Raw genomic sequence first — 20,305 nt, 5'->3', positions numbered from 1 at the left:
ACCATGCCCTCTGACGGTTATGACTGCATTATCATCGGGGCCGGGCCGGGGGGCCTCCAGGCCGCCATCCACCTGGCCCGTTATAACCGCCAAGTGCTTTTGCTCGACCAGGGGGGCGGGCGCACCCGCCACGCCCTCCATCTAGAAAACTACCTCGGCCTGGAAATCACCTCCGGCAAAGAACTGGTTGAAACCGGGATCAGGCAGATCAAGTCCTTCGGTGTTGAATTCCGCCGGGAGCAAGTTTCCTCGGTGCAAAGCGACCATGGTTTTACGGTCAGCACCGCCCAGGGCCGCTACCAGGCTCCCTATGTCGTTGTTTCCTCCGGGGCCAGCGAAAACCTTCCCCCGATCAGAAGATTGAACCGCTTCTTCAGCCGCTCGATCTTCACCTGTGTGGATTGCGACGGCTATCGCACCACCGGCAAGCAGCTCGTCATCCTGGGCCGTTCTCAGGCCGCCGTCCGGCTTGCGGTGGCCATGAAGCAGATGTTCACTCCGGATATCACCCTGGTCATGCCGGCGGGACGGCTGCCGGACGATCAGGCCGAATTACTGGCCGAAGATGAGATCAAATTCCGCCGGGGGGAGCCGGAGGAATTTCTCGGCGATCCGGACTTGACCGGGGTCAAGTTGCGGGACGGGCGGGAAATCCCCTGCCAGGTGGTCATGCTCAGTTACGGTTATCGCATCAATGATGCCTTTCTGGCCGGCCTGGCCCTGGAGAGGGTGGCCGGCGGCCAAAAGTTGGCCACTGATCACCATTGTGAAACGTCGCTTAAAAATCTTTTCGCCTTGGGCGCCCTCAAACCGGGCAACGCCCAAGCCATTATCGCCGCCGGCCAGGGGGCGATGGTGGGCATTGAGATCAACCAACGCCTGCTGGAATTGTGACCCGGCCGGCATTAACCGTTAAAACAGGGAGGTGTATTATGAAACGTCAGGTTGAAATGCAGGAAGCAATGGTAAGGGCCCATCGGGATTTCATCGAAAACCTTGAAAAATCTGTCGAACTGGTGGCTCGAGACCTCGAAGAAGCCAAAGAGATGACCCAGATCTGCACCGACGAGTGGTGCGCCGCCACCGAGGAAGTACTCGATGAGCTGGCCAAGCTGGTTTTTTCAATCAGCGAACCGCGGTGGCTTTCCCGCGATGACTCCAAGAAGATCAGCGCCCTGCGCCATCGCATCCACGATCTGTACAGCCGATACAAGGCCGTAAAAAAGTAGCGGCGGGGGGCCCGGAATATGCCACAGGACATCCAGCTTCTTATTGGCGGTGAAGCCGGCCAGGGCTTGGTGACCATCGGCCAGTTGCTCGGCAAGGCCCTGGTCCGGAGCGGCCAGGAGATTTTTACCAGCCAGAGCTATCATTCGCGGATTCGCGGCGGCCACAACACCTTCGCCATCCGGATGGGCACCGGGCCCTTTTTCGCCTCCCGGGAGAGCATCGACATTCTGGTGGCGCTCAATGCCGAAACCGTTGAGTTGCATCGCGGGCAGCTAACCGAGGGGGCCCTGCTCATTGCTGATGCCGACTTCGCCCCCGAACGGCCGGGGACCATTGCCGTGCCATTTGCCGAACTGGGCCCGGAAAAGCTTTGGAATACCGCCGCCCTGGCCCTGCTCGGGCAAATCCTGGGCCTGGCCCCGGAGCCCTTGCACCAGGCCGTGGAGGCGATGTTCGGCCAAAAACACCCGGAGGTTCTGGCCGAGAACCGGGAAATCATGGAAAAAAGCCGGGAATGGGCGGAGAGCCATGCTCCGGCCCACGATTTTACCCTGCAATCTCCCCCGGCCGCCGGCGCCGCACGGCTGCTGCTTTCCGGCAATGAAGCCATTGCCTTGGGGGCTTTGGCCGGTGGGCTCAAGTTTTGCGCCTTCTATCCCATGACCCCGGCCACCTCCATCGTGGTCGAATTGATCGCCCATGCCGACAGCATGGGCTGCGTGATCGAGCAGGCCGAGGATGAAATCGCGGCCATCAACATGGCCGTTGGCGCCGCCTTTGCCGGGGCCCCGGCCATGGTGGCCACCTCGGGCGGAGGGTTTGCCCTGATGGCCGAAGGAGTCAGCCTGGCGGCGATGACCGAGACCCCGGTTCTCATCGTGGTGGGCCAGCGACCGGGCCCGGCCACCGGCATGCCCACCCGCACCGAGCAGGCCGACCTGGAGTTCGTCCTCCATGCCGGCCACGGCGAATTTTCCCGGGCAATATATACTCCCGGCAGCATCGAGGACTGTTTTGAGCTGACCGCCAAGGCTTTGAGCCTGGCCGAGCACTCCCAGTCCCCGGTCTTTCTCCTGACCGACCAGTTTCTGGCCGATGCAACCCGGCCGGTGGCCCCTTTTGATCTTGCCGCCATCAGCCCGATCCGCGCCGGGACCGACCCCCGAAACCTGCCCACTCCTTACCAGCGCTATCGCCTCACCCCCGACGGCCTCTCTCCCCGCCTGCTGCCGGGCCAGTCGGAGCACCTGGTGGTGGCGGACAGCGACGAACACGACGAGGACGGTCATCTCAGCGAAGACCACGGCCTGCGGATCGCCATGGTGGAAAAACGGCTGGCCAAACTTAAGCTGCTCAAGGACCAGGTCATCGCCCCGACTTTAGAGGGAGAAAAAGGCGCGGAGCTGCTGCTGGTCTGCTGGGGTTCCAGCCTGGGACCGGTGCGGGAGGCGGCCGCCATCCTCAACACACAGGGCCGCCGGGTCGCCGTTCTCCATTTTTCCCAGGTCTGGCCGCTGATTCCGGACCAGTTCCGCGAAACTCTCGAGGCCGCCGACCAGGTCGTCTGCGTGGAGGGCAATGCCACCGGCCAGTTTGCCCGGCTCATCCGGCGCGAAACCGGCTTTGCCATTCCCGAGCGGATCGGGCGCTATGACGGCCTGCCCTTTACGGCCCGCTACATCCTGGACCACCTGGAAAACCTGGAAGCCGCCTGAGGTATTGACATGACCACCATTGAAGATTACGGCAAATTCGAGACCGCCTGGTGCCCCGGCTGCGGCAATTTCGGCATTCTCAACGCCCTGAAAAAGGCCCTGGTTGCCTGCAATCTGGCTCCCCACCAAATCCTGCTGGTTTCCGGGATCGGCCAGGCGGCCAAAGCTCCCCATTATCTGAGAGCCAACGTCTTCAACGGCCTGCATGGCCGCAGTTTGCCGGCGGCCCTCGGCGCCAGGCTCGCCAACCCGGAACTCACCGTAATCGCGGAGAGCGGGGATGGCTGTCTATACGGCGAAGGCGGCAACCACTTCCTAGCCGCCCTGCGCCGCAACCTCGATCTCACCATTCTGGCCCACGACAACCGGGTTTACGGGCTGACCAAGGGGCAGGCCAGCCCGACCTCGGAGCGGGGCATGGTAACCAAGACCCAGCCCCACGGGGCCTTCGCTCCCCCCTTCAACCCGGTGGCGGTGGCGGTTACCATGGGGGCTTCCTTCGTGGCCCGGGGCTATGCCGGGATGCCGGAGCATCTCGCCGACCTGATCGCGACCGCCATCAAGCATCGGGGCACGGCCCTGGTCGATATTCTCCAGCCCTGCGTGTCCTTTAACAAGGTCAACACCTATCAATGGTACAAGGAACACTGCTACGAATTGCCCGCCGCACATGACCCCACCAGCCTGGACGATGCTTTGCGCATCGCCCTGGAATTCGGCGACCGGATCCCCCTGGGGATCATCTACCGGACCGAGCGGCCGCTGTTCGAGGAACAGTTCGAGGCTCTCAAAGAAGGACCACTGGCCGGCCAGGAGGTTCCCCGGGAGCGGCTGCAAAAGATCATGCTGGGCTATGCCTAGCGCTATGGCCTGAAACAAAGACGGGGGTTGACTGCCCCGGCCGTCCAAACAAACTTCACCACCGAACAAGGAGGGACCAATGCAAGCAGGAGATCTTTATCAAAACGCCGACTGGAAGACGGAAAAACACGTGCCGGTGATCGATTGCCCGGACCAGGTTGCAGTCGACGAGTTATGCGAGGTTAAAATATCCCTGGGCAAGGAAATCGCCCATCCCAACACCACCGAACATCATATTCGCTGGATTCAACTCTTTTTTAAGCCCGAGGGAGCCAAGTTCGCCTACCAGGTGGGAAATTTTGAATTCAGCGCCCATGGCGAATCCACCGAAGGTCCCAACACCGGCCCGGTTTACACCCACCACGCGGTCACTACGGCGCTCAAGCTCACCAAACCCGGTACCCTGCTGGCTACGGCATTTTGCAATATTCACGGTTTCTGGGAAAGCAGCAAGGCGATCTCGGTCAAATAATGGTTCCCTGGCCCGGCTGACCGTTAGGTGAAAGTACGGTTTAGCGGGGAAAAGGCGGCGCCCGGCTTCAGGCGCCGCTTCACAAGACAAGCTGGCAGAATTAATGGAGGTGCGCCATGGCACAACTTACTTACTCCGGCGGAAGCGTCGAGGTTGACGGAGACGGTTTCCTTACTAATCCTGAAGAGTGGAATGAAAATGTGGCCCGGGCCCTGGCGGCCCAGGAAGGGTTCGGGGAGTTGAGCGACGAGATGCTGGAAGTGATCAAGTTCATGCGGACATATTATAAAAAATTCCAGGCTTTCCCGATCCTCAACTACGTCTGCAAAAACATTCACCAACCGCGCGATTGCGTCAACGAGGAATTCATCAACCCGGAAAAGGCCTGGAAGATCGCCGGGCTGCCCAAGCTTGAAGGGGTTCATTTCGTGAGCGTTGACGGCAAGCATTACATGCTGGAGCAGTGCTGCTAGCCGCCCGGGCGGGGCAAAATGCAACTATCCGGCAATTCGCGATAACTTATTAAATCAAGGGAGGGAATCCGTGCAAATCAAAGACCCCAACCTGCACCTGAAACTGCAGGAAATGTGCGACTGCTACCTGGACACCGGCTTTGCCGAGCAGTTGGCCTGGATGGCAACCGGCCCGAGCGAGGACCAGGAGGAGGACGCGGTCAAGTACCTGGCCCTGGCCATCATGTACGGCATCACCGAAAAGGCCCGGAGCCTGAAGCTGAAGCGAGGCGAGGACGGGACCATCAAGGCGAGTCTCAAGGCCGAGGAAAAGGTCACCCTGCCGGCGCCTTCCCCGGCAATCTTCGACCGGATAAACGATATCGTGCGCCGCATACTCCACTTTGAGGAAGGCGGTGGTGAGTCGCCCCTGGCTTTGGGTCTCCGGACCGGCAGTATCGATCTGGAGGTTAAGCTCAAGGATAAGGGCGGCAAGAGCTCACTTAAGATCTCTTTCCCGGCCTGGTAAAGAGCAAGATCCCGACCGAAAAAACCCGGCCTCCCGGCTACCGCTGATCATGCGGCGGCCGGGGGGAGGTCTCGGCCGCTCTAGGGCAGTTCCAGGCGCAGGATGCGCCCGGCGGTTTCATCGAGCAGATAAAGCCGACCGTCCGGCCCCTGGCGCACGTCGCGGATCCGATGACCGATTTCCTTAAGCAGGCGCTCTTCCCTGACTACTTTTTCCCCATCCAGTTCCAACCGGGCCAGCAGGCTGCCCCGCAAAGCCCCGACAAAGAGATTGCCCCGCCATTGGGGGATCTCTTCGCCGGTATAAAACGCCATGCCCGAGGGGGCTATGGAAGGAGTCCAGACCTGGAGGGGCGCCTCCACGTCCTCGCGCTCGGTTCCCTCCCCAATGCGAAACCCGGTGACGTATTCCCGGCCGTGGGTAATCACCGGCCAGCCATAGTTGCGCCCGGGCCGGATGATATTAACTTCGTCGCCGCCCCGGGGCCCATGCTCGTGACTCCACAACACCCCGGTCTCGGGATGCAGAGCCGCCCCCTGGACATTGCGGTGGCCATAGGACCAGATTTCCGGCAAAACATTGGCCTTGTCCAGGAAGGGATTATCCTCCGGCACCGAACCGTCCGGCCGGATGCGCACGATCTTGCCCAGGTGACTGTCCAGATCCTGGGCGCGGTCCCGATGGGCAAAGCGCTCCCCCAGGGTAACGAACAGGTTGCCCCGGGGGTCGAAAACCAGTCTTGATCCCCAGTGATTGTTGCCGGCCGGGGCCTCATTCTGGGCAAAGATCCGGGTCACTCCCTCCAGGCGCAACTCACCCAAATCCAGACGGGCCCGGGCCACCGCGGTTCGGGCTCCCCGCTGCAGCGGTTCGGCGTAGGAAAAAAAGATCAGTCCATCGTCCGCAAAATCGGGGCCCAGCACCACATCCAGCAAGCCGCCCTGCCCCCGCGCGTGTACCGCCGGCAGGCCGGCCACCGGCCGGGATATTTCACCGGCCGCCGTAACAACCCGCAAGCGCCCAGGCCGCTCGGTTACCAGCATCCGGCCATCGGGCAGAAAAGCCAGGGACCAGGGAATTTCCAGGCCGCCTGCCACCTCCACCACCCGGATGGGGCCGATCTCGCTGCTGACGGTGGCGACGGTCTTCTCCGCCCAGGCCCCCCCGGAAAAGATTAAAATCAGGGCGGTTGCGGTGATGACCCTGATGACTGCTGCTCTAACTTGCTTCATGGTCTTTTCTCCGGCTGGCAAATCTCGGGCTTTTATTCTTCTTGAGCAAGGATACCATAAAAAGCGGCCGGGAGTGCAGCCGCGGCAGGCGCCGGGATCGGGTAGCTGCGAAGGATGAGACTGATCAGGTCGTTGCCCGGGGGCCGCTTAGGGTCAGCTGCCGCGGTTCAGGCTTTGCAGGCTCAGGACCAGCATCCGGCAGGACTGGGTAAAGAGGCGGTTGCTCATCAGCAACCGGGTGACATCGTGTTCCCGCAGGCGTTTGGCGGCGACTTCCCTGGCACAGCTCCGGATAAAAAGCTTGTCCGCCTCCTCGACGGCCAAAAATGCCTGTTCCAGCAACCCGGTATGATCCAGGTCCGGTTCGGCGCCGATCTCGTCCACCACCCCACCGATAATCTCCAACCGATCCAGGAAGCGATGCCAGGCATCCTGCATGAATTCCTGGTCCTCCCGGCGAAATTCATCCAGTTCGTGATTCTGCTCGTAGAGATTCTTGGCGGCATTCATAATGCTGCGGCTGGCCCGGATAAAAGGTTCCAGCCGCCGGGCCTCTTCTTCTTCCATCTGGTGTCCCAGAATCCGGGCGTAAAAGGTGAAAATTTCGGCATGGAGACGCTCAAGATCATCATAGCTGACCGGGCTCCGGGTACGCTGTCGGGGGTCGATGCCGTAAATCAGCCGGATGAAATCGACGCTCCATTTGGCCTGGTTGACCGCCTCCTTGCGCAGGGCCTCGATGGCCGCCTCCGGTACTTCGGGACTGGTATTGGTGATGTAGCGGGCCAGCTGCAGCACTTGGCGTTCGGGAATCCGGCGGCGGACAAAGACGGCGATGGCGGGAATCAGGGGATAGAACATGATTACCCCCAGGGCGTTGAACAGGGTATGGAAGAGGGCCAGCCCCAGAACAAGATTGTCGGCAAAACCGAGCAGCTCCAGAACCAGCCAGGTTAACACCGGCAGCAACAGGAAGGTGAGAGCGGCGGTGCCGGTGGTGAAGATCAGCTGACTGAGGGCGGCCTGCTTCTTGACCGGAATTCCGCCCAGCGAACCGAGCAGCACCGTGACGGTGGTGCCGACATTGGCCCCGATTACCATGGCGGCGGCGGCACTGAAACCCACCACTCCGGTGTAAAGCATGGTCAGGGTGATGGCGATGGTGGCCGCCGAGGATTGAATGATCGCGGTCAACAGCAGGCCGACCAGGGCGTAAAACCAGATCCCCAAATCCGGCAGGGCCGCGATATCGATGGCGGCGGCCAGATCCTCAACGCTGCTCTTCATGAAATCGAGGCCATGGAAGAGAAAACCGAAGGCGACCACCAGTTTACTCAGATTGACGTAGCGCGGCGAGTTGGCCAGAAAAATCAGGCCCAAACCCCCCAGGCCGATCATCGGCAGGGCAAAGGCTTCGATCTGGAACTTGAAGCCGAAAACCGCCACGATCCAGGCGGTCATGGTAGCTCCGATCTTGGTGCCGATCATCACCGCCACCGCGTTGACCAGGCTCATCAGGCCGGCGCCGGCAAAGGCCAGGACCAGCAGCGAGACCGCCGAAGAGCTTTGCAGAATGGAGGTGCTGATGATCCCGGAGAAGATCCCCCGCAGCCTGGTCCCGGTGTAACGCCGGATCAGGGATTTGAAGGCCCGGCCGGAAAGGAGCTTGATGGATTCCTCCATCATGAACATCCCAAAGAGGAAAATACCCAGCCCGGCCAGGAGCCGCCAGAGATCAAAGTGTTCGAAGATCCCCATTAAGCCAGTTGCCATTTGGTTAAAATAGTGGACATGAACAGGTTAACCAGCGAGTTCACAGAATTCCGGAAGAATAAGCGACCGGAGCCGCTTCAGCTTGGGGCCCACCGGGTTGGGAGGCGCCTGCAGCGGCCCCATTATCCGCGGAGTTACATCGTGGTGTAGCGGGGGCCGCCGCCGGCTTCCGGGATCGTCCAGCGGATATTGTCATAAGGACATTTGCGCTGGCAGGTTTTGCAGTGCAGGCAATTGGAAGGGTTGGCGGCCCGGGGCAGGCCCTCGATTTTCTCGTAAACCCCGGCCGGGCAGAAAGTGACGCAAGGCCCGCCGAATTTGGGCAGACAGCGGTTGCGGCAGATGCTGTCGTCGAGGATCCGCAGGTGAGATGGCTCGTCTTCCCGGTGCCCGGTGCGGGCCAGGGCGGTGAAGGCATTCTTGTCGAAAGGCCGGGCCGGCCGCAGGGGGTAAGAGGTCGGCTCGAGCCGGGTGTAATCGGATTCCAGCCGGAAACGGGGCAAGAACCGACCGCCCAGGGCCAGCAGCATTCCGAGCAGGGAACCGAATTTGGCGATAGTCTGGCGGAAATTACGGGCCGCCGCCATTTCCCAGTCCACCCCGGCCTTGCCCAGTTGGACGGTGTAGGCCGCCGCCAGCTTTTCCGGGGCGGCCGGGGCGGCGGCAATGGCCGCGGCGGCGGCCAGCCCCGATTCAATGGCGTTGTGCAGCCCTTTGATTTTCAGCATATTGACCAGGCCGGCGGAGTCCCCGAGCAGAGCCACATTGCCCCGGCCAATGCTGTTGTCCCGCGGGCAACGGGGTACGGCGTCCCAGCCCCCCTCGGGAATCATCTTGGCCCCGGCCTCGACCACCGTACCGCCGGCAATGAACTGTTTGACGAAACCATGCTCCTTGAACAAGGCCAGGGCGTCCTGGGGATTGAAATCGCAATAACGGTAATCCAGCCCGGCGATGATTCCGACCGCGATCTGGTTGTCCCCCATGGGGTACATGATCCCGCCTCCGAAGATATCAGGCCCCAGTACCGGGGTCCAGAGGGGATAGCCCATGGCGTGGACCACCCGGCCGGCGCTGAATTTTTCATACTGTTCGGGGCTGACCCGGATCAACTCCTTCACTCCCAGGGAATAAAGCTGCTCTCCGGCCCGTTGGAGCCCGGCCTGGGCGATGAATTTTTCGCTGAGCAGGCCATCGCAACCTTCGGCCAGCAGGATAAAATCGGCCTTGACCGTCTCGCCGGCCAGAAAATTGCGCTCCGGTTGGCCTTCCCGGTTGCGGCCCTGATCCACCAGCCTGACCCCGGCGGCCCGGCCGCTCTCCTCGTCCCAGAGAATATCGGCGGCGGCAAAACCGGGGAGAACCTCGACCTCAAGCTCGGCGGCGACCTTGGCCAGCCAGGCCACCAGCCGGCTCACTGAACAGATATAATCATCCTGATGGATCATCAGGCCATAGCCCATGCCCAGGGCCCGGGCCGCCTTCAGCAGGGGCAGCAAGCCGAAGGAGCGTTTGCGGCCCAGCAGCATCAGGACATCATCCCGCTCCACCCTGGCGGCCAGAACCGCCTTGGCCTCGTCGCTGTCCCGCCAGTCGGGGCGGACCGGGTCCAGCAGCCGGGCCAGGGCCCCGGGCTCCAGCACCGCCCCGGAAAGAGCGTGGTTACCGGGGGCCGCGGCCTTGTCGATGACGCAAACCGCCAGTTCGGGCCGCTGCCGCTTGACGCTGATCGCCGCCGCCAAGCCCGCCGTACCGGCGCCGACGATCAACACATCCACTTTGCTGAAATCCTGCTGCAAGCTGTCGCTCATGATTAATCCTTGATTTGTCCCGCAAACCCCGGCGGCCTGCTCATCATAAAATCTCAACTTCACGGGGCCGGCAAAGCTGTTTAAGCCTCGGGGGGCTAAAGGCAAGCGCGGGCCCGAAACCCCAAAGCCGTCGCAAACAGCCAATAGCAAAGGAGCGCATCCTCCCGCGAGGACCCTTCTTATGACCCTAAAACGCCGATCAGCTCCGGTATCACCTGCTCGGCTCGGCCCACCAGGTAATAGTCACACTGCTTGAAGATCGGCGCCTGGGGATCGGAATTGATGGCGATGATGGTCCGGCTGGCCGCCACCCCGATCATGTGCTGGATCGCCCCGGAAATACCCACGGCAAAATAAACCTTGGGACCCACTGCGGTGCCGGTCTGCCCAACCTGGAAAGCCCGGCCGGCAAAGCCCTGCTCCACCGCCGCCCGGGAAGCCCCCTTGCCGGCCTTGACCTGGAATTTGGCGCCCACCGCCGCCACCAGGTCGTCCAGCAGCTCAACAAAATTTTCCCGGCTGCTCAAACCCTTGCCGCCGCCGACAATGACCTCGCAGGCAAAATCGACCTTGTCTCCCCCGCGGCGTTTATCCAGGACTTTAAAGCTCAAGTCGGCCTCGCTCAATTCCACCGGCCAGGCGATGACCTCGCCCCGACGGGCGGAGTCGGCGGGCAGGCGCTGCATCACGCCGGGCCGGGCGGTGGCCATCTGGCAACTGGAATTACGGCTGCAGATGGTGGCCATGACGTTGCCGCCCAAGGCCGGCCGGGTCTGCATCATCACCGCCAGCTGACCCTTGCGGGTGTTATCGCGAATCGCCAGCTCGGTGCAGTCGGCGGTGAGACCGCAGCCGACCCGGTAGGCGACCAACGGGGCCAAAACCCGGCCCTGGGGGGTGGCGCCGAAGAGCAGAATCTGGGGCTGGTGGGCCTTGAAAAGCTCCGCCACCGCCCGGCGGTAGCTCAAGGGGTCAAACTCGGCCAGCAACGGGTGCTCGAGGAGATAGACCTTGTCGGCCCCGGCGGCGATCAATTCCGGCGCCAGGGCCCCCACCTGCCGGCCGGGCAGGACCACCCCCAGCGGCACCTCCAGGGAATCGGCCAGCTCCCGGGCCTTGCCGGTCAGCTCGAAAGTCGCGGCATTGAGCGCCCCTCCCTCCTGCTCGGCCATGACCCAGACCTCCCCCTGATAGGCGGTTTCCCGTTGGGCCAAACCGGTGAGCATTTCCGTGACGATCTTGGGGGATAACCGCAAGTCCTCGAGAGCCAGGACTTTTCCCCGGACCTGGGCCAGCTTTTCTTCCGAATCCAGTTGCTCAATGCCCCTGATTCCCAGCCCGGCCAGCAATTCGGCCAGATATTTGAAGTCGGCGCACTCCTTGTCGGTGCCCTCGAAGGAACGGTCCAGCCAGGAGGAACGGCGGTTGGGCAGCTGATAGCGAGCCGGGCCGGTCTCGGCGTCGGCGGCCGGATCGGCCTCCTTGGCCAAAGCCTGGCGCAGGATCCCGGCCAATTCGGCCACCGATTCCAGCCGGCGGCAGAGGCGGTTGGTTTTGGGGGGCGGGAAAACCCGGATTACCCGGGTCTTGGAACCGGGGTTGCCCATGGCGGTGGGCTTGACGTCGTCGGCCCCCCACTGGACCAGGGTGCTGCGATTGGCCTTGCGGGTGGCGGCAAAGGAGGCGTATAGGGGATAGTCATACTTGGCGATGGTAATCACCGCCGGCCGGCGCAAAACCTCCACCACCTGGGTGCCGCCGGCGATAATATGGTGGAAGCGGAAGCGACCGTCAGCGAACTCCACTTCGATGGCATAGGGAACGCAGGCAATGCCCAGTTCCTCGGCGATCTGGGGCGGCACCTGGGCGGTGTCGCCATCCACCGACTGCATGCCGCAGACCACGAAATAATCTTGATCTCCCGAGAGCATTTCGTCCCGGATCTTACCGATGGCATGCGCCAGCGGATTGGCGGTGGCCGGGGTATCGGCCCCGCCCAGGGCCCGGTCGGTCAGGAGCACGGCCCCGTCGGCCCCCCGGCTCAGGCCGTAGCGCAGCACCTCGGCGGCCATCGGCGGCCCCATGGAAAGGCAGATGATCCGGGCATTGCGGTCCCCGGAAATTTCCTTCATCCGCCAGGCAAAAGCCAAGGCCTGGGCATCCAGCTCGTTGATTACGCTGGCCAGCCGGGAACGGATCAGATTGCCGGTTTCGGGATCAAAGGCGTTATCGGTGATCCGGGCCACGTCAGGCACCTGTTTTACCAGGACAATGTAATTACTCATGAAGGCGGCAGCTCCTTGCAATCATCACCAGCCGAACAGCGCGGCAGATTTTCAGCGTTATTTCATAAAGATTAATTGTTACTTATTTAGCGGCGGGTTGTCAAAGCAAAAGGCCGGAGGGCAAACGGGCTGTACCACTTTCCGGCCGGCCGATATCGAGGACCAGCCGCTGGTAAAAGACCCGGCCGGGGATGAGGCGCGCCCCCAGGCTCAGAAGGTGGTCACTACTCACCTGGCAGTCGATCATGGTCCCGCCGCTTAAGCGCATCAGTTCAACCAGGTGAGCCAGGGCCGCCTTGGAGGCGTTGGCCTCGCGGCTGAACATCGACTCGCCGAAAAACACCTTGCCCAGGGCCACCCCGTAAATGCCCCCCACCAGTTCCCCCTCCCGCCGGCACTCCACCGAATGGGCGTAACCCATTTCATGGAGGCGGCAGTAAGCGGTGATCATTTCCTCTCCCAGCCAGCTCCCCTCCTGCCCCCGCCGGGGAACTTCCGCGCAGGCCCGGATTACCGCGGCAAAGTCGCGGTTGAGACTGAAGGTGAAACGCCCCTGGCGCAGGGTGCGCCGCAGGCGGCGGCTGACATGGAACTCCGCCGGCAACAGGACCAGGCGCGGATCCGGAGCCCACCAGAGGATTGGCTCATCGGGCCCGTACCAGGGAAAAATCCCCATTTGATAGGCCAGCAAAAGCCGTTCCGGGCTCAGATCGCCGCCCACCGCCAGCAGACCATCCGCCCGGGCCAGTTCCGGTGGCGGGAAGACCAGCAATTCCGGGTCAAGCTGATAAACCGGCATAAATTACAAATTTGTTATTTTTTTCTGGCATCAATCATGCTCCACGACAAAAATGTATCGGCCGCCGGGGCGGACCAGCCACCATTCATTGTCGATGATTATCGCATTAAATCAAGATTTTGGGCGAGCTACAAGCCTGGCCGCCGGACCTGGCACGTTTCTTGATATCTCCTGCAACCAGACAATAAACCCCACCATCCCCGGAAGCGCCCGGCAAGCCGGCCAAACCTGCCGCAGGCAAGTCACGGCCCCCCAAAGCGCCTTTCGGGGTCAACCAGGAGGAAACCCGATGAAGAAAGTTGAAGCCATTATCAAACCATTCAAGCTGGACGCGGTCAAGGAAGCCCTTACCGTCCTGGGCATCCAGGGGATGACGGTCACCGAGGTCAAGGGCTTCGGCCGCCAGAAGGGCCATACCGAAATCTATCGTGGCGCCGAGTATGTAGTGGACTTTGTCGCCAAGGTCAAGGTGGAAATCGTGGTGGCAAGCGAACAGGTAGGCCAGGTGGTTGATACCATCGTCAAGACGGCGCGCAACGGCACCATCGGCGACGGCAAAATCTTCGTCCTGCCGGTGGAATCGGTCTGCCGGATCAGAACCGGTGAACAGGACCAGGACGCCATCTGATTGCCGCCCGGGCTCCCTCGAGCAGCGGCCTCAATATAATTACAATAAATCAGCAAGGAGAAAACCATGAAAGCGACAAAGTTCATCAGTGCCGCCGCCTGCGGCCTGTTCGCGGCTACGCTGCCGGCCGCCCTGCTGGCCGGAGAAGCGGCGGCGGTCAGCGGCGGCGAGGCCATGTATACCGTCAACAACACCTGGATGCTGGTGGCCACCTTTCTGGTCTTCCTGATGCATCTGGGCTTTGCCTCCTTGGAGGCGGGGATGACCCGAGCCAAAAACACGGTCAACATTCTGTTCAAAAATACCGCCATCATCGCCATCGGGCTGCTTACTTACGCCGCGGTGGGCTTCAACCTGATGTACCCCGGCGATTTCGCCCTGGGATCCTGGCTCGGCTTCGCCGGCTTCGGGATCGGGACCTCGCCGGAGGATCTGCACATCCTGGAGGATGGGATCGGGGTTTACACCTACTGGACCGACTTCATCTTCCAGGCGATGTTCGCCGCCACCGCCGCCACCATCGTTTCCGGAGCGGTGGCCGAGCGCATCAAGCTGCATGGCTTTCTGGTCTTCACCGTCCTTTACGTGGCCTTCATTTACCCCTGGGTAGGCAGTTGGCAGTGGGGCGGCGGCTGGCTGGACGAGCTGGGTTTTTATGACTTTGCCGGTTCCACCCTGGTCCACTCGGTGGGGGGCTGGGCGGCCCTGGCCGGGGTGATCGTGCTGGGCCCGCGGCTGGGCAAATATGTCGGCGGCGGCATCCGGCCGATTCCCGGCCATAACATGCCGTTGGCCACCATCGGGGTTTTTCTCCTCTGGCTGGGCTGGTTCGGCTTCAACGGCGGCTCGGTGCTTTCCGCCGATCCGGGCATGGTTTCCTACGTCTTCGTAACCACGGCCATGGCGGCCGCGGCCGGGGTGCTCAGCGCCATGGCCACCTCCTGGGCGGTGACCAGAAAGCCCGACCTGACCATGACCTTAAACGGCGCCCTGGCCGGCCTGGTTGGCATCACCGCCGGGGCCGACGCGGTGAGCGTGGGCGCGGCGGTGGTCATCGGAATCTTCGCCGGGATTCTGGTGGTCTGCTCGATCCTGATCCTGGACCGGGCCAAGCTCGACGACCCGGTAGGGGCGATTTCGGTCCATCTGACCTGCGGGATCTGGGGTACTCTGGCGGTGGGAATCTTCGCCGCCGATCACTCCTTGCTGATCCAGTTGCTGGGGGTCGCCGCCTACGGGGTTGTGAGCTTTGTCGCCGCCCTGGCCATCTTCCAGGCCATCAAGCTGACCATCGGTCTACGGGTTGATGAAGAAGAGGAACGGCGGGGCCTGGATATCACCGAGCACGGCATGGAAGCCTACTCCGGCTTCGAGATGAATACCACACCTTAACGGCAGGCCCAACAGCAGGGTTTCGGGGGCAAGACAGCAGCGAGCAGCGCGACTGCTCTTGCCCCCGCGCCCCGCTGGCTGTACCCTGGAACTTGAAGCCTGAATCTGGTCCCTTGCCCCGGCAATCTGGAACTGACCATGAAATTTCTGGTTTTACAGCACGGTCCCTGGGAAGGGCCCGGACAATTCCTGCTGGCCTCGGCCCGCAAGCTTAAAATCGAACTCGAGATCGCCCCGGTCTGGCTGGGCAAGATCCCAGACCCCCAGGATTTTGAAGCCCTGCTGATTCTGGGCGGCGGCGCCAATGTCGACGAGGAAGAGCGGTTTCCCTTTCTCCGCGAGGAAAAGGCCCTGATCCGGCAGGCGGTGGCCGCCGACCTGCCCTGCCTGGGAATTTGTCTCGGCCACCAGTTGCTGGCCGAGGCCCTGGGGGCCAAGGTCGGGCCCAATTTCCGCAGCAGCATCGGCTTCATCCAGGGTCACCTGACCCAGGCCGGCCGGCGCCACCCAGCCTTTGCCGGGCTCAAACAGCATCTCCCCCTCTACAAATGGCACGGCTACGCGGTGCTGGAACCTCTGCCCCGGCATCTCGATGTGCTGCTGACTTCGGATCACTGCCAGGTGGAAGCCCTTTCGGTGCGCGGTCGGCCCCATCTGCTGGGCCTGCAGGCGGACAACCACGCTGCCGATCCCCGCGATGTCGCCCTCTGGCTGGAACAGGACCGGGAATGGCTGGCCGGTATTCGCGACCAGCAGGTCAATCCGGAGGAAATCCTGGCCCAGGCCCGGACCCACCGCGCCGCCGTCGGCCGCGACTTCCACCGCCTGCTGGCCAACTACCTCCGCCTGATCCGCTGACGCCCGGGCCTGGGTCGCTCCAGGTCCAGCCCCCACAATGATCATTGCAATGATCTGCTATCCGGCGTATTATATCGGATTTCGCAACAGTCCGGTCAACCCCGCCATTCCGGCCACTCCGCCGGAAAATCGCCTTTTTCCCTCATCGAACCCAAGGAATCAGCATGATCAGTGCCGCCAATCTTTCCCTCTCTTACGGCAAGAGGGTTATTTTCAAGGACGTCAACATCAAGTTCACCCCCGGCAACTGTTACGGCTTGATCGGGGCCAACGGCTCGGGCAAATCAACGTTTCTCAAGATTCTGGCCGGAGAAAAAGAGGCGGACAAGGGCGAAATCATCGTCGGCCCCCGGGAACGGATCGCGGTCCTGCGCCAGGAACAGTTCGCCTTCGACGAGGAAACCGTTTTCGATACCGTGGTCATGGGCCATAAACGGCTGTACGAACTGATGGTCGAACGGGACGCCCTCTACGCCCAGCCTGAGCTTTCGGATGCCGACGGCATCCGAGCCGGCGAACTGGAGGCGGAATTCGCTGAAATGAACGGATACGAGATGGAATCCGAGACGGCGGTGCTGCTCAAGGGACTCGGCATTCCCGAGGAATTTCGGTCCAGGAAGATGAAGGAATTGGAAGGCGGCGATAAGGTCAGGGTCCTGCTGGCCCAGGCTCTATTCGGCAACCCCGATATCCTGCTGCTGGACGAGCCCACCAACCATCTGGATCACAAATCCATAACCTGGCTGGAGGATTTCCTGTTCCGCTTCCAGAACACGGTGATCATCGTTTCCCATGATCGCCATTTTCTCAACCAGGTCTGCACCCATATTGCCGATATCGACTTCGGCGAGATCCGGGTTTACGTGGGCAACTACGACTTCTGGTATCAGGCCAGCCAGATTTTCCTCAAGCAGAGGCAGGACGAAAACCGCAAGACCACGGCCAAGGCCAAGGAGTTGAGCGAGTTCATCCAGCGTTTCTCCTCCAACGCCTCCAAGGCCAGGCAGGCCACCTCGCGGAAAAAGCTGCTGGATAAGCTCACCATCGAAGACATGCCCGTCTCCTCGCGCAAATATCCCTTCGTCCTCTTCAAGCCGGAGCGACCTTGCGGCGACATCATCCTGGAGATTACCGGACTGGGCAAAGAAATTGACGGGGTAACGGCTTTGCACGACTTCAGCCTTACGGTCCACAAGGGAGACAAGATCGCCTTCATCGGCGCCAACTCCCTGGCCAAGACCACCCTGTTTCAGATTCTCACCGAAGAGCTGGCTCCCGATCGGGGCAATTTCCGCTGGGGGGTGACCATGTCCACCTCCTATTTCCCCAAGGAAAACAGCGCCTATTTCGCCGAGGACCTGACCCTGGTGGAGTGGCTGGACCAGTATACCCCGCCTACGGAAGGCGAAAGCTTCGCCCGGGGTTTTCTGGGCAAGATGCTGTTTTCCGGCGATGAGGCCCTGAAAAAGACCGGCGTCTTGTCTGGCGGGGAACGGGTGCGCTGCATGCTGGCCCGGATGATGCTCAGCGGAGCCAACGCCCTGATCCTGGACGAGCCCACCAATCATCTGGACCTGGAATCAATCACCGCCCTCAACGATGGCCTGATCAACTTCCCTGAGGTAATTCTCTTGGCCTCCCACGACCACCAACTGGTAACCACCACCGCCAACCGGATTATCGAAATCACCCCGGGCGGCATCATCGACAAGCGAATGAACTTTGACGACTACCTGGAAAACCCGGAGGTCGCCGCCCTGCGGGAAAGCCTGTGTCAGAACCGGCTGGAACTGCGCCTGTAACCGCAACCGGCCCCCAGCCTCCCGGGACACTCCGCTTTCCCCCCTCAACTCCGCCCGCCGGGGCTTTTTGTTCCCGGTCGAGTCTTCCCGGCCGAGGGGGGGCGGCTCCGGCTGGGTTTTCCCTTGACAGGCCGGGAATCCTGCCGCTAGAAGAAAACGACCCGGCCTGGCCGATCTCTGCTACACTAAGGAGCGACTTTACCGGAGCCGCCCCGGCCAGGGGCGGGGCTGACCGTCCCCGCCCGCAAACTCTTTGTTCGCGCCCAGCGGAGCTCAGAAATGGCATCTTTGAAGGAAGCTCTATCCAGGAGAGAGTTTGCCAAGCGCCGACGCCTGGTACTCTACATGAGGGCCCAGGCCAGCTCGGAGTGGATTCTGGCCCGGCGCCTGGCCGCCGTATTGCTGTTGCTGGCCTCGGTTATCGCCATTATCTGGTTTGACCGGCAGGGCTATCACGACGAGCTGGATGGCCATGTTTCCTTTGTCGACGCGGTTTATCTGGCCATGATCACGATCACCACCGTTGGTTACGGGGATATCGTGCCGGTGGCGACCCACTCGCGCCTGATCGATGCCCTTTTCATCACCCCGGTCCGTTTCTTCATCTGGTTCATCTTCATCGGCACCGCCTACCAGTTCCTTTTTCAGAAAGTGTTGGAGAATTTTCGCATGAACAAACTCAGAGAGCGGCTGCAAGATCATGTTATCGTCTGTGGTTTCGGGGAAAGCGGACGGGTGGCGGCCCGGGAAACCGCCGAGAAGGTGGTCTCGCCCGAAAACGTGGTCGTGATCGACGCCTCGGAGCAGAACGTGCGGGACGCCGCCGATCTCGGTTATATCGGCCTGCATGGCAATCCGAGCCACGATGAGATTCTGCGGGACGCCGGGCTGGAAAAGGCCCGGGCAGTGATTGTCGCCCTGGAACGGGACGACAGCGCCGTGCTGGTGGTGTTGACCGTCCGCAATATCAACCCCAAAGTGAAGATCGTCAGCCTGGCCTGGGCCAACGATAACGTCAAGATTCTGCGCCAGGCGGGGGCCGATATCACGGTACCCCCCTTCCAGGTGGGAGGGTTCCTGCTGGCGGACGCGATCTCGCAGAACTTTATCACCGACTATGTGCTGGATCTCCTCACCGCCAGCCGCAAGGTCGCCCTGGTGGAAAGGGCCCCCCGTCCCGATGAGCTCGGCCGGGATATGCGCGAGATCAAGCAAGGCGTTGCGGTGCGCATCTACCGCGATGGAATCTCGATCGAGTTCGATGAAGGAGAAAACAGTCGCATCCGGGAAGGAGATGTGTTGCTGGTGATCGAAGCAAATCCCGCCGGGGAAAAGAGCGAATGACCAGGCACCCTGACCCGAGGCATTAAAGGCGCCGCGGATCCCTCAAGAGCCCGGCGCCGGCGGCACGGGGCCGAAACCGGCAACGGTGGGTGTTCTACAGGCCCAGCCCGGCCGGCGACCAAGACCAAATTCAACTTAATTGACCCAACGATGACCACCGAATTCCGAAAACTTCCCTGGGCTAACGGCCCCGCGGGACAGCCCCGCCGGATCGGGATCGAGATCGAGATGGCCGGGGTCGAACTCGAGGCCATGGCGACGGCGGTCCTGGCCGAATTCGGCGGCCGGCTGGAAATCGAAAACCCCTTTGTCTGCCGGGTGCGCGACACCGAGTTCGGCGACTTCCAGATCGAACTGGATGCCCGGGTTCTCAAAGACCGCCAGTTTCGCAAACACCTCCGCAGCCTGGGGGTTGAACTCAATGACCAGGATAACGAAACTTTGGAGCGCTGGCTGGCCGAGGTCGCCGGCCTGCTGGTTCCCCACGAAATCGTCGCCCCGCCGCTGCCCCTGGCCGCCCTGCCCCGCCTGGACCGGGTGCGGGCGGCCCTGCAAAAGCAAGGAGCCCAGGGCACCCAGACCTCCCTGCTCTATGCCTTCGGCCTGCAAATAAACATTGAAGCCCACAGCCTTACCGCTGCCTGGCTCACCCCGATTCTGCAGGCCTTCATGCTGCTCTACGAGGCCCTGGTCGAGGCCGGCAACATCGATCTCAGCCGCCAGTTGTCCCCCTACATCCGGCCCTTTTCCGGCGCCTATGTCCGCCATATCCTCCAGCCTGACTATCAGCCGGATCGCAACGGCCTGATCGATGACTACCTGGCCTACAATCCCACCCGCAACCGGCCCCTGGATCTGCTGCCCCTGTTTGCCGAAATCGACCGAGAGCGGGTCTTGGCTGCCCCGGTCGAACATGAGCTGATCAAGCCCCGGCCGGCGCTGCATTACCGACTGCCCAACTGCGAAATCGACAACCCGGACTGGACTCTGGCCCACCCTTTCAACGACTGGGTAAAAGTGGAACAGCTGGCGGCCGACCCCGATCTTCTGGAAACGGCCAAACGCCAATATCTGCAACGGCCGGGCCAAGCCCTCGGCCAGTTCAGGGATCAATGGACCCGG

At 61.8% G+C, this 20,305-nt stretch carries 18 protein-coding genes; 13 read left to right on the top strand and 5 right to left on the bottom strand.

The annotated features are described in order from the left end of the window. Window positions 1-3 precede the first annotated feature (3 nt). From ACHHTY_RS03520 to ACHHTY_RS03490, 7 genes are all read left to right on the top strand, one after another. A complete protein-coding gene (locus ACHHTY_RS03520) occupies window positions 4-894 on the top strand; it encodes an NAD(P)/FAD-dependent oxidoreductase (RefSeq protein WP_395492681.1) in 891 nt (296 codons plus the stop codon). A 38-nt stretch (window positions 895-932) separates the two neighbouring features. Continuing rightward, complete coding sequence (locus ACHHTY_RS03515) at window positions 933-1,229, top strand: hypothetical protein (protein ID WP_395492680.1); 297 nt, start codon at window positions 933-935, stop codon at window positions 1,227-1,229. Between the two features lie 18 nt (window positions 1,230-1,247). Beyond that, window positions 1,248-2,945, top strand: a complete 1,698-nt coding sequence (locus ACHHTY_RS03510; RefSeq protein ID WP_395492679.1) for a 2-oxoacid:acceptor oxidoreductase subunit alpha — start codon at window positions 1,248-1,250, stop codon at window positions 2,943-2,945. Window positions 2,946-2,954: 9 nt separating this feature from the next. Further along, window positions 2,955-3,806, top strand: a complete 852-nt coding sequence (locus ACHHTY_RS03505) for a 2-oxoacid:ferredoxin oxidoreductase subunit beta (protein ID WP_395492678.1) — start codon at window positions 2,955-2,957, stop codon at window positions 3,804-3,806. Between the two features lie 79 nt (window positions 3,807-3,885). Next, window positions 3,886-4,278, top strand: a complete 393-nt coding sequence (locus ACHHTY_RS03500) for a class II SORL domain-containing protein (protein WP_395492677.1) — start codon at window positions 3,886-3,888, stop codon at window positions 4,276-4,278. Window positions 4,279-4,394: 116 nt separating this feature from the next. After that, window positions 4,395-4,751, top strand: coding sequence for a TusE/DsrC/DsvC family sulfur relay protein (locus ACHHTY_RS03495; protein ID WP_395492676.1), 357 nt, complete (start codon window positions 4,395-4,397; stop codon window positions 4,749-4,751). A gap of 70 nt (window positions 4,752-4,821) precedes the next feature. Further along, on the top strand, window positions 4,822-5,259 hold the full coding sequence (locus ACHHTY_RS03490) for a hypothetical protein (RefSeq protein WP_395492675.1): 438 nt from the start codon (window positions 4,822-4,824) through the stop codon (window positions 5,257-5,259). A gap of 80 nt (window positions 5,260-5,339) precedes the next feature. Here ACHHTY_RS03490 and ACHHTY_RS03485 read toward each other — a convergent pair whose 3' ends face one another. The 5 genes from ACHHTY_RS03485 to aat all read right to left on the bottom strand — a co-directional run bounded on the left by ACHHTY_RS03485 (window position 5,340) and on the right by aat (window position 13,159). Further along, window positions 5,340-6,491, bottom strand: a complete 1,152-nt coding sequence (locus ACHHTY_RS03485; protein ID WP_395492674.1) for a PQQ-dependent sugar dehydrogenase — start codon at window positions 6,489-6,491, stop codon at window positions 5,340-5,342. 153 nt (window positions 6,492-6,644) lie between these two features. After that, window positions 6,645-8,249: a Na/Pi cotransporter family protein gene (locus ACHHTY_RS03480; protein WP_395492673.1), complete on the bottom strand. Its 1,605-nt coding sequence runs from the start codon at window positions 8,247-8,249 to the stop codon at window positions 6,645-6,647. Between the two features lie 149 nt (window positions 8,250-8,398). Then, the gene (locus ACHHTY_RS03475; RefSeq protein ID WP_395492672.1) at window positions 8,399-10,075 is read right to left on the bottom strand and encodes an electron transfer flavoprotein-ubiquinone oxidoreductase; all 1,677 of its coding nucleotides are present in this window, start codon (window positions 10,073-10,075) and stop codon (window positions 8,399-8,401) included. A gap of 179 nt (window positions 10,076-10,254) precedes the next feature. After that, window positions 10,255-12,360: an FAD-binding protein gene (locus ACHHTY_RS03470; protein WP_395492671.1), complete on the bottom strand. Its 2,106-nt coding sequence runs from the start codon at window positions 12,358-12,360 to the stop codon at window positions 10,255-10,257. Between the two features lie 100 nt (window positions 12,361-12,460). Then, window positions 12,461-13,159, bottom strand: coding sequence for a leucyl/phenylalanyl-tRNA--protein transferase (aat, locus tag ACHHTY_RS03465; protein ID WP_395492670.1), 699 nt, complete (start codon window positions 13,157-13,159; stop codon window positions 12,461-12,463). A gap of 289 nt (window positions 13,160-13,448) precedes the next feature. On the opposite strand from aat, the gene ACHHTY_RS03460 reads away from it, so the two are divergent. The 6 genes from ACHHTY_RS03460 to ACHHTY_RS03435 form a co-directional block, all read left to right on the top strand. Further along, the gene (locus ACHHTY_RS03460; RefSeq protein WP_395492669.1) at window positions 13,449-13,787 is read left to right on the top strand and encodes a P-II family nitrogen regulator; all 339 of its coding nucleotides are present in this window, start codon (window positions 13,449-13,451) and stop codon (window positions 13,785-13,787) included. A gap of 66 nt (window positions 13,788-13,853) precedes the next feature. After that, window positions 13,854-15,179 carry an ammonium transporter gene (locus ACHHTY_RS03455; protein WP_395492668.1) on the top strand — a complete coding sequence of 442 codons (1,326 nt, stop codon included), beginning with the start codon at window positions 13,854-13,856 and terminating at the stop codon, window positions 15,177-15,179. Window positions 15,180-15,317: 138 nt separating this feature from the next. Next, window positions 15,318-16,037, top strand: coding sequence for a type 1 glutamine amidotransferase (locus tag ACHHTY_RS03450; RefSeq protein WP_395492667.1), 720 nt, complete (start codon window positions 15,318-15,320; stop codon window positions 16,035-16,037). Between the two features lie 164 nt (window positions 16,038-16,201). After that, on the top strand, window positions 16,202-17,839 hold the full coding sequence (locus ACHHTY_RS03445) for an ABC-F family ATP-binding cassette domain-containing protein (protein ID WP_395492666.1): 1,638 nt from the start codon (window positions 16,202-16,204) through the stop codon (window positions 17,837-17,839). Window positions 17,840-18,118: 279 nt separating this feature from the next. Next, entirely contained in the window at window positions 18,119-19,183 is a 1,065-nt protein-coding gene (locus ACHHTY_RS03440) for a potassium channel family protein (RefSeq protein WP_395492665.1), read from the top strand. A gap of 150 nt (window positions 19,184-19,333) precedes the next feature. Further along, window positions 19,334-20,305, top strand: a 972-nt coding sequence (locus tag ACHHTY_RS03435) for an amidoligase family protein (protein WP_395492664.1), incomplete at its 3' end; no start/stop codon positions are given.

Origin of the sequence: Desulfurivibrio nitratireducens (genome assembly GCF_044068515.1) — a bacterium.
In the GTDB taxonomy this organism is placed as follows: Bacteria; Desulfobacterota; Desulfobulbia; order Desulfobulbales; family Desulfurivibrionaceae; genus Desulfurivibrio.
The sequence above is the reverse complement of the archived record's forward strand: the minus strand, read 5'-3'. Positions and strand labels throughout refer to the sequence as shown.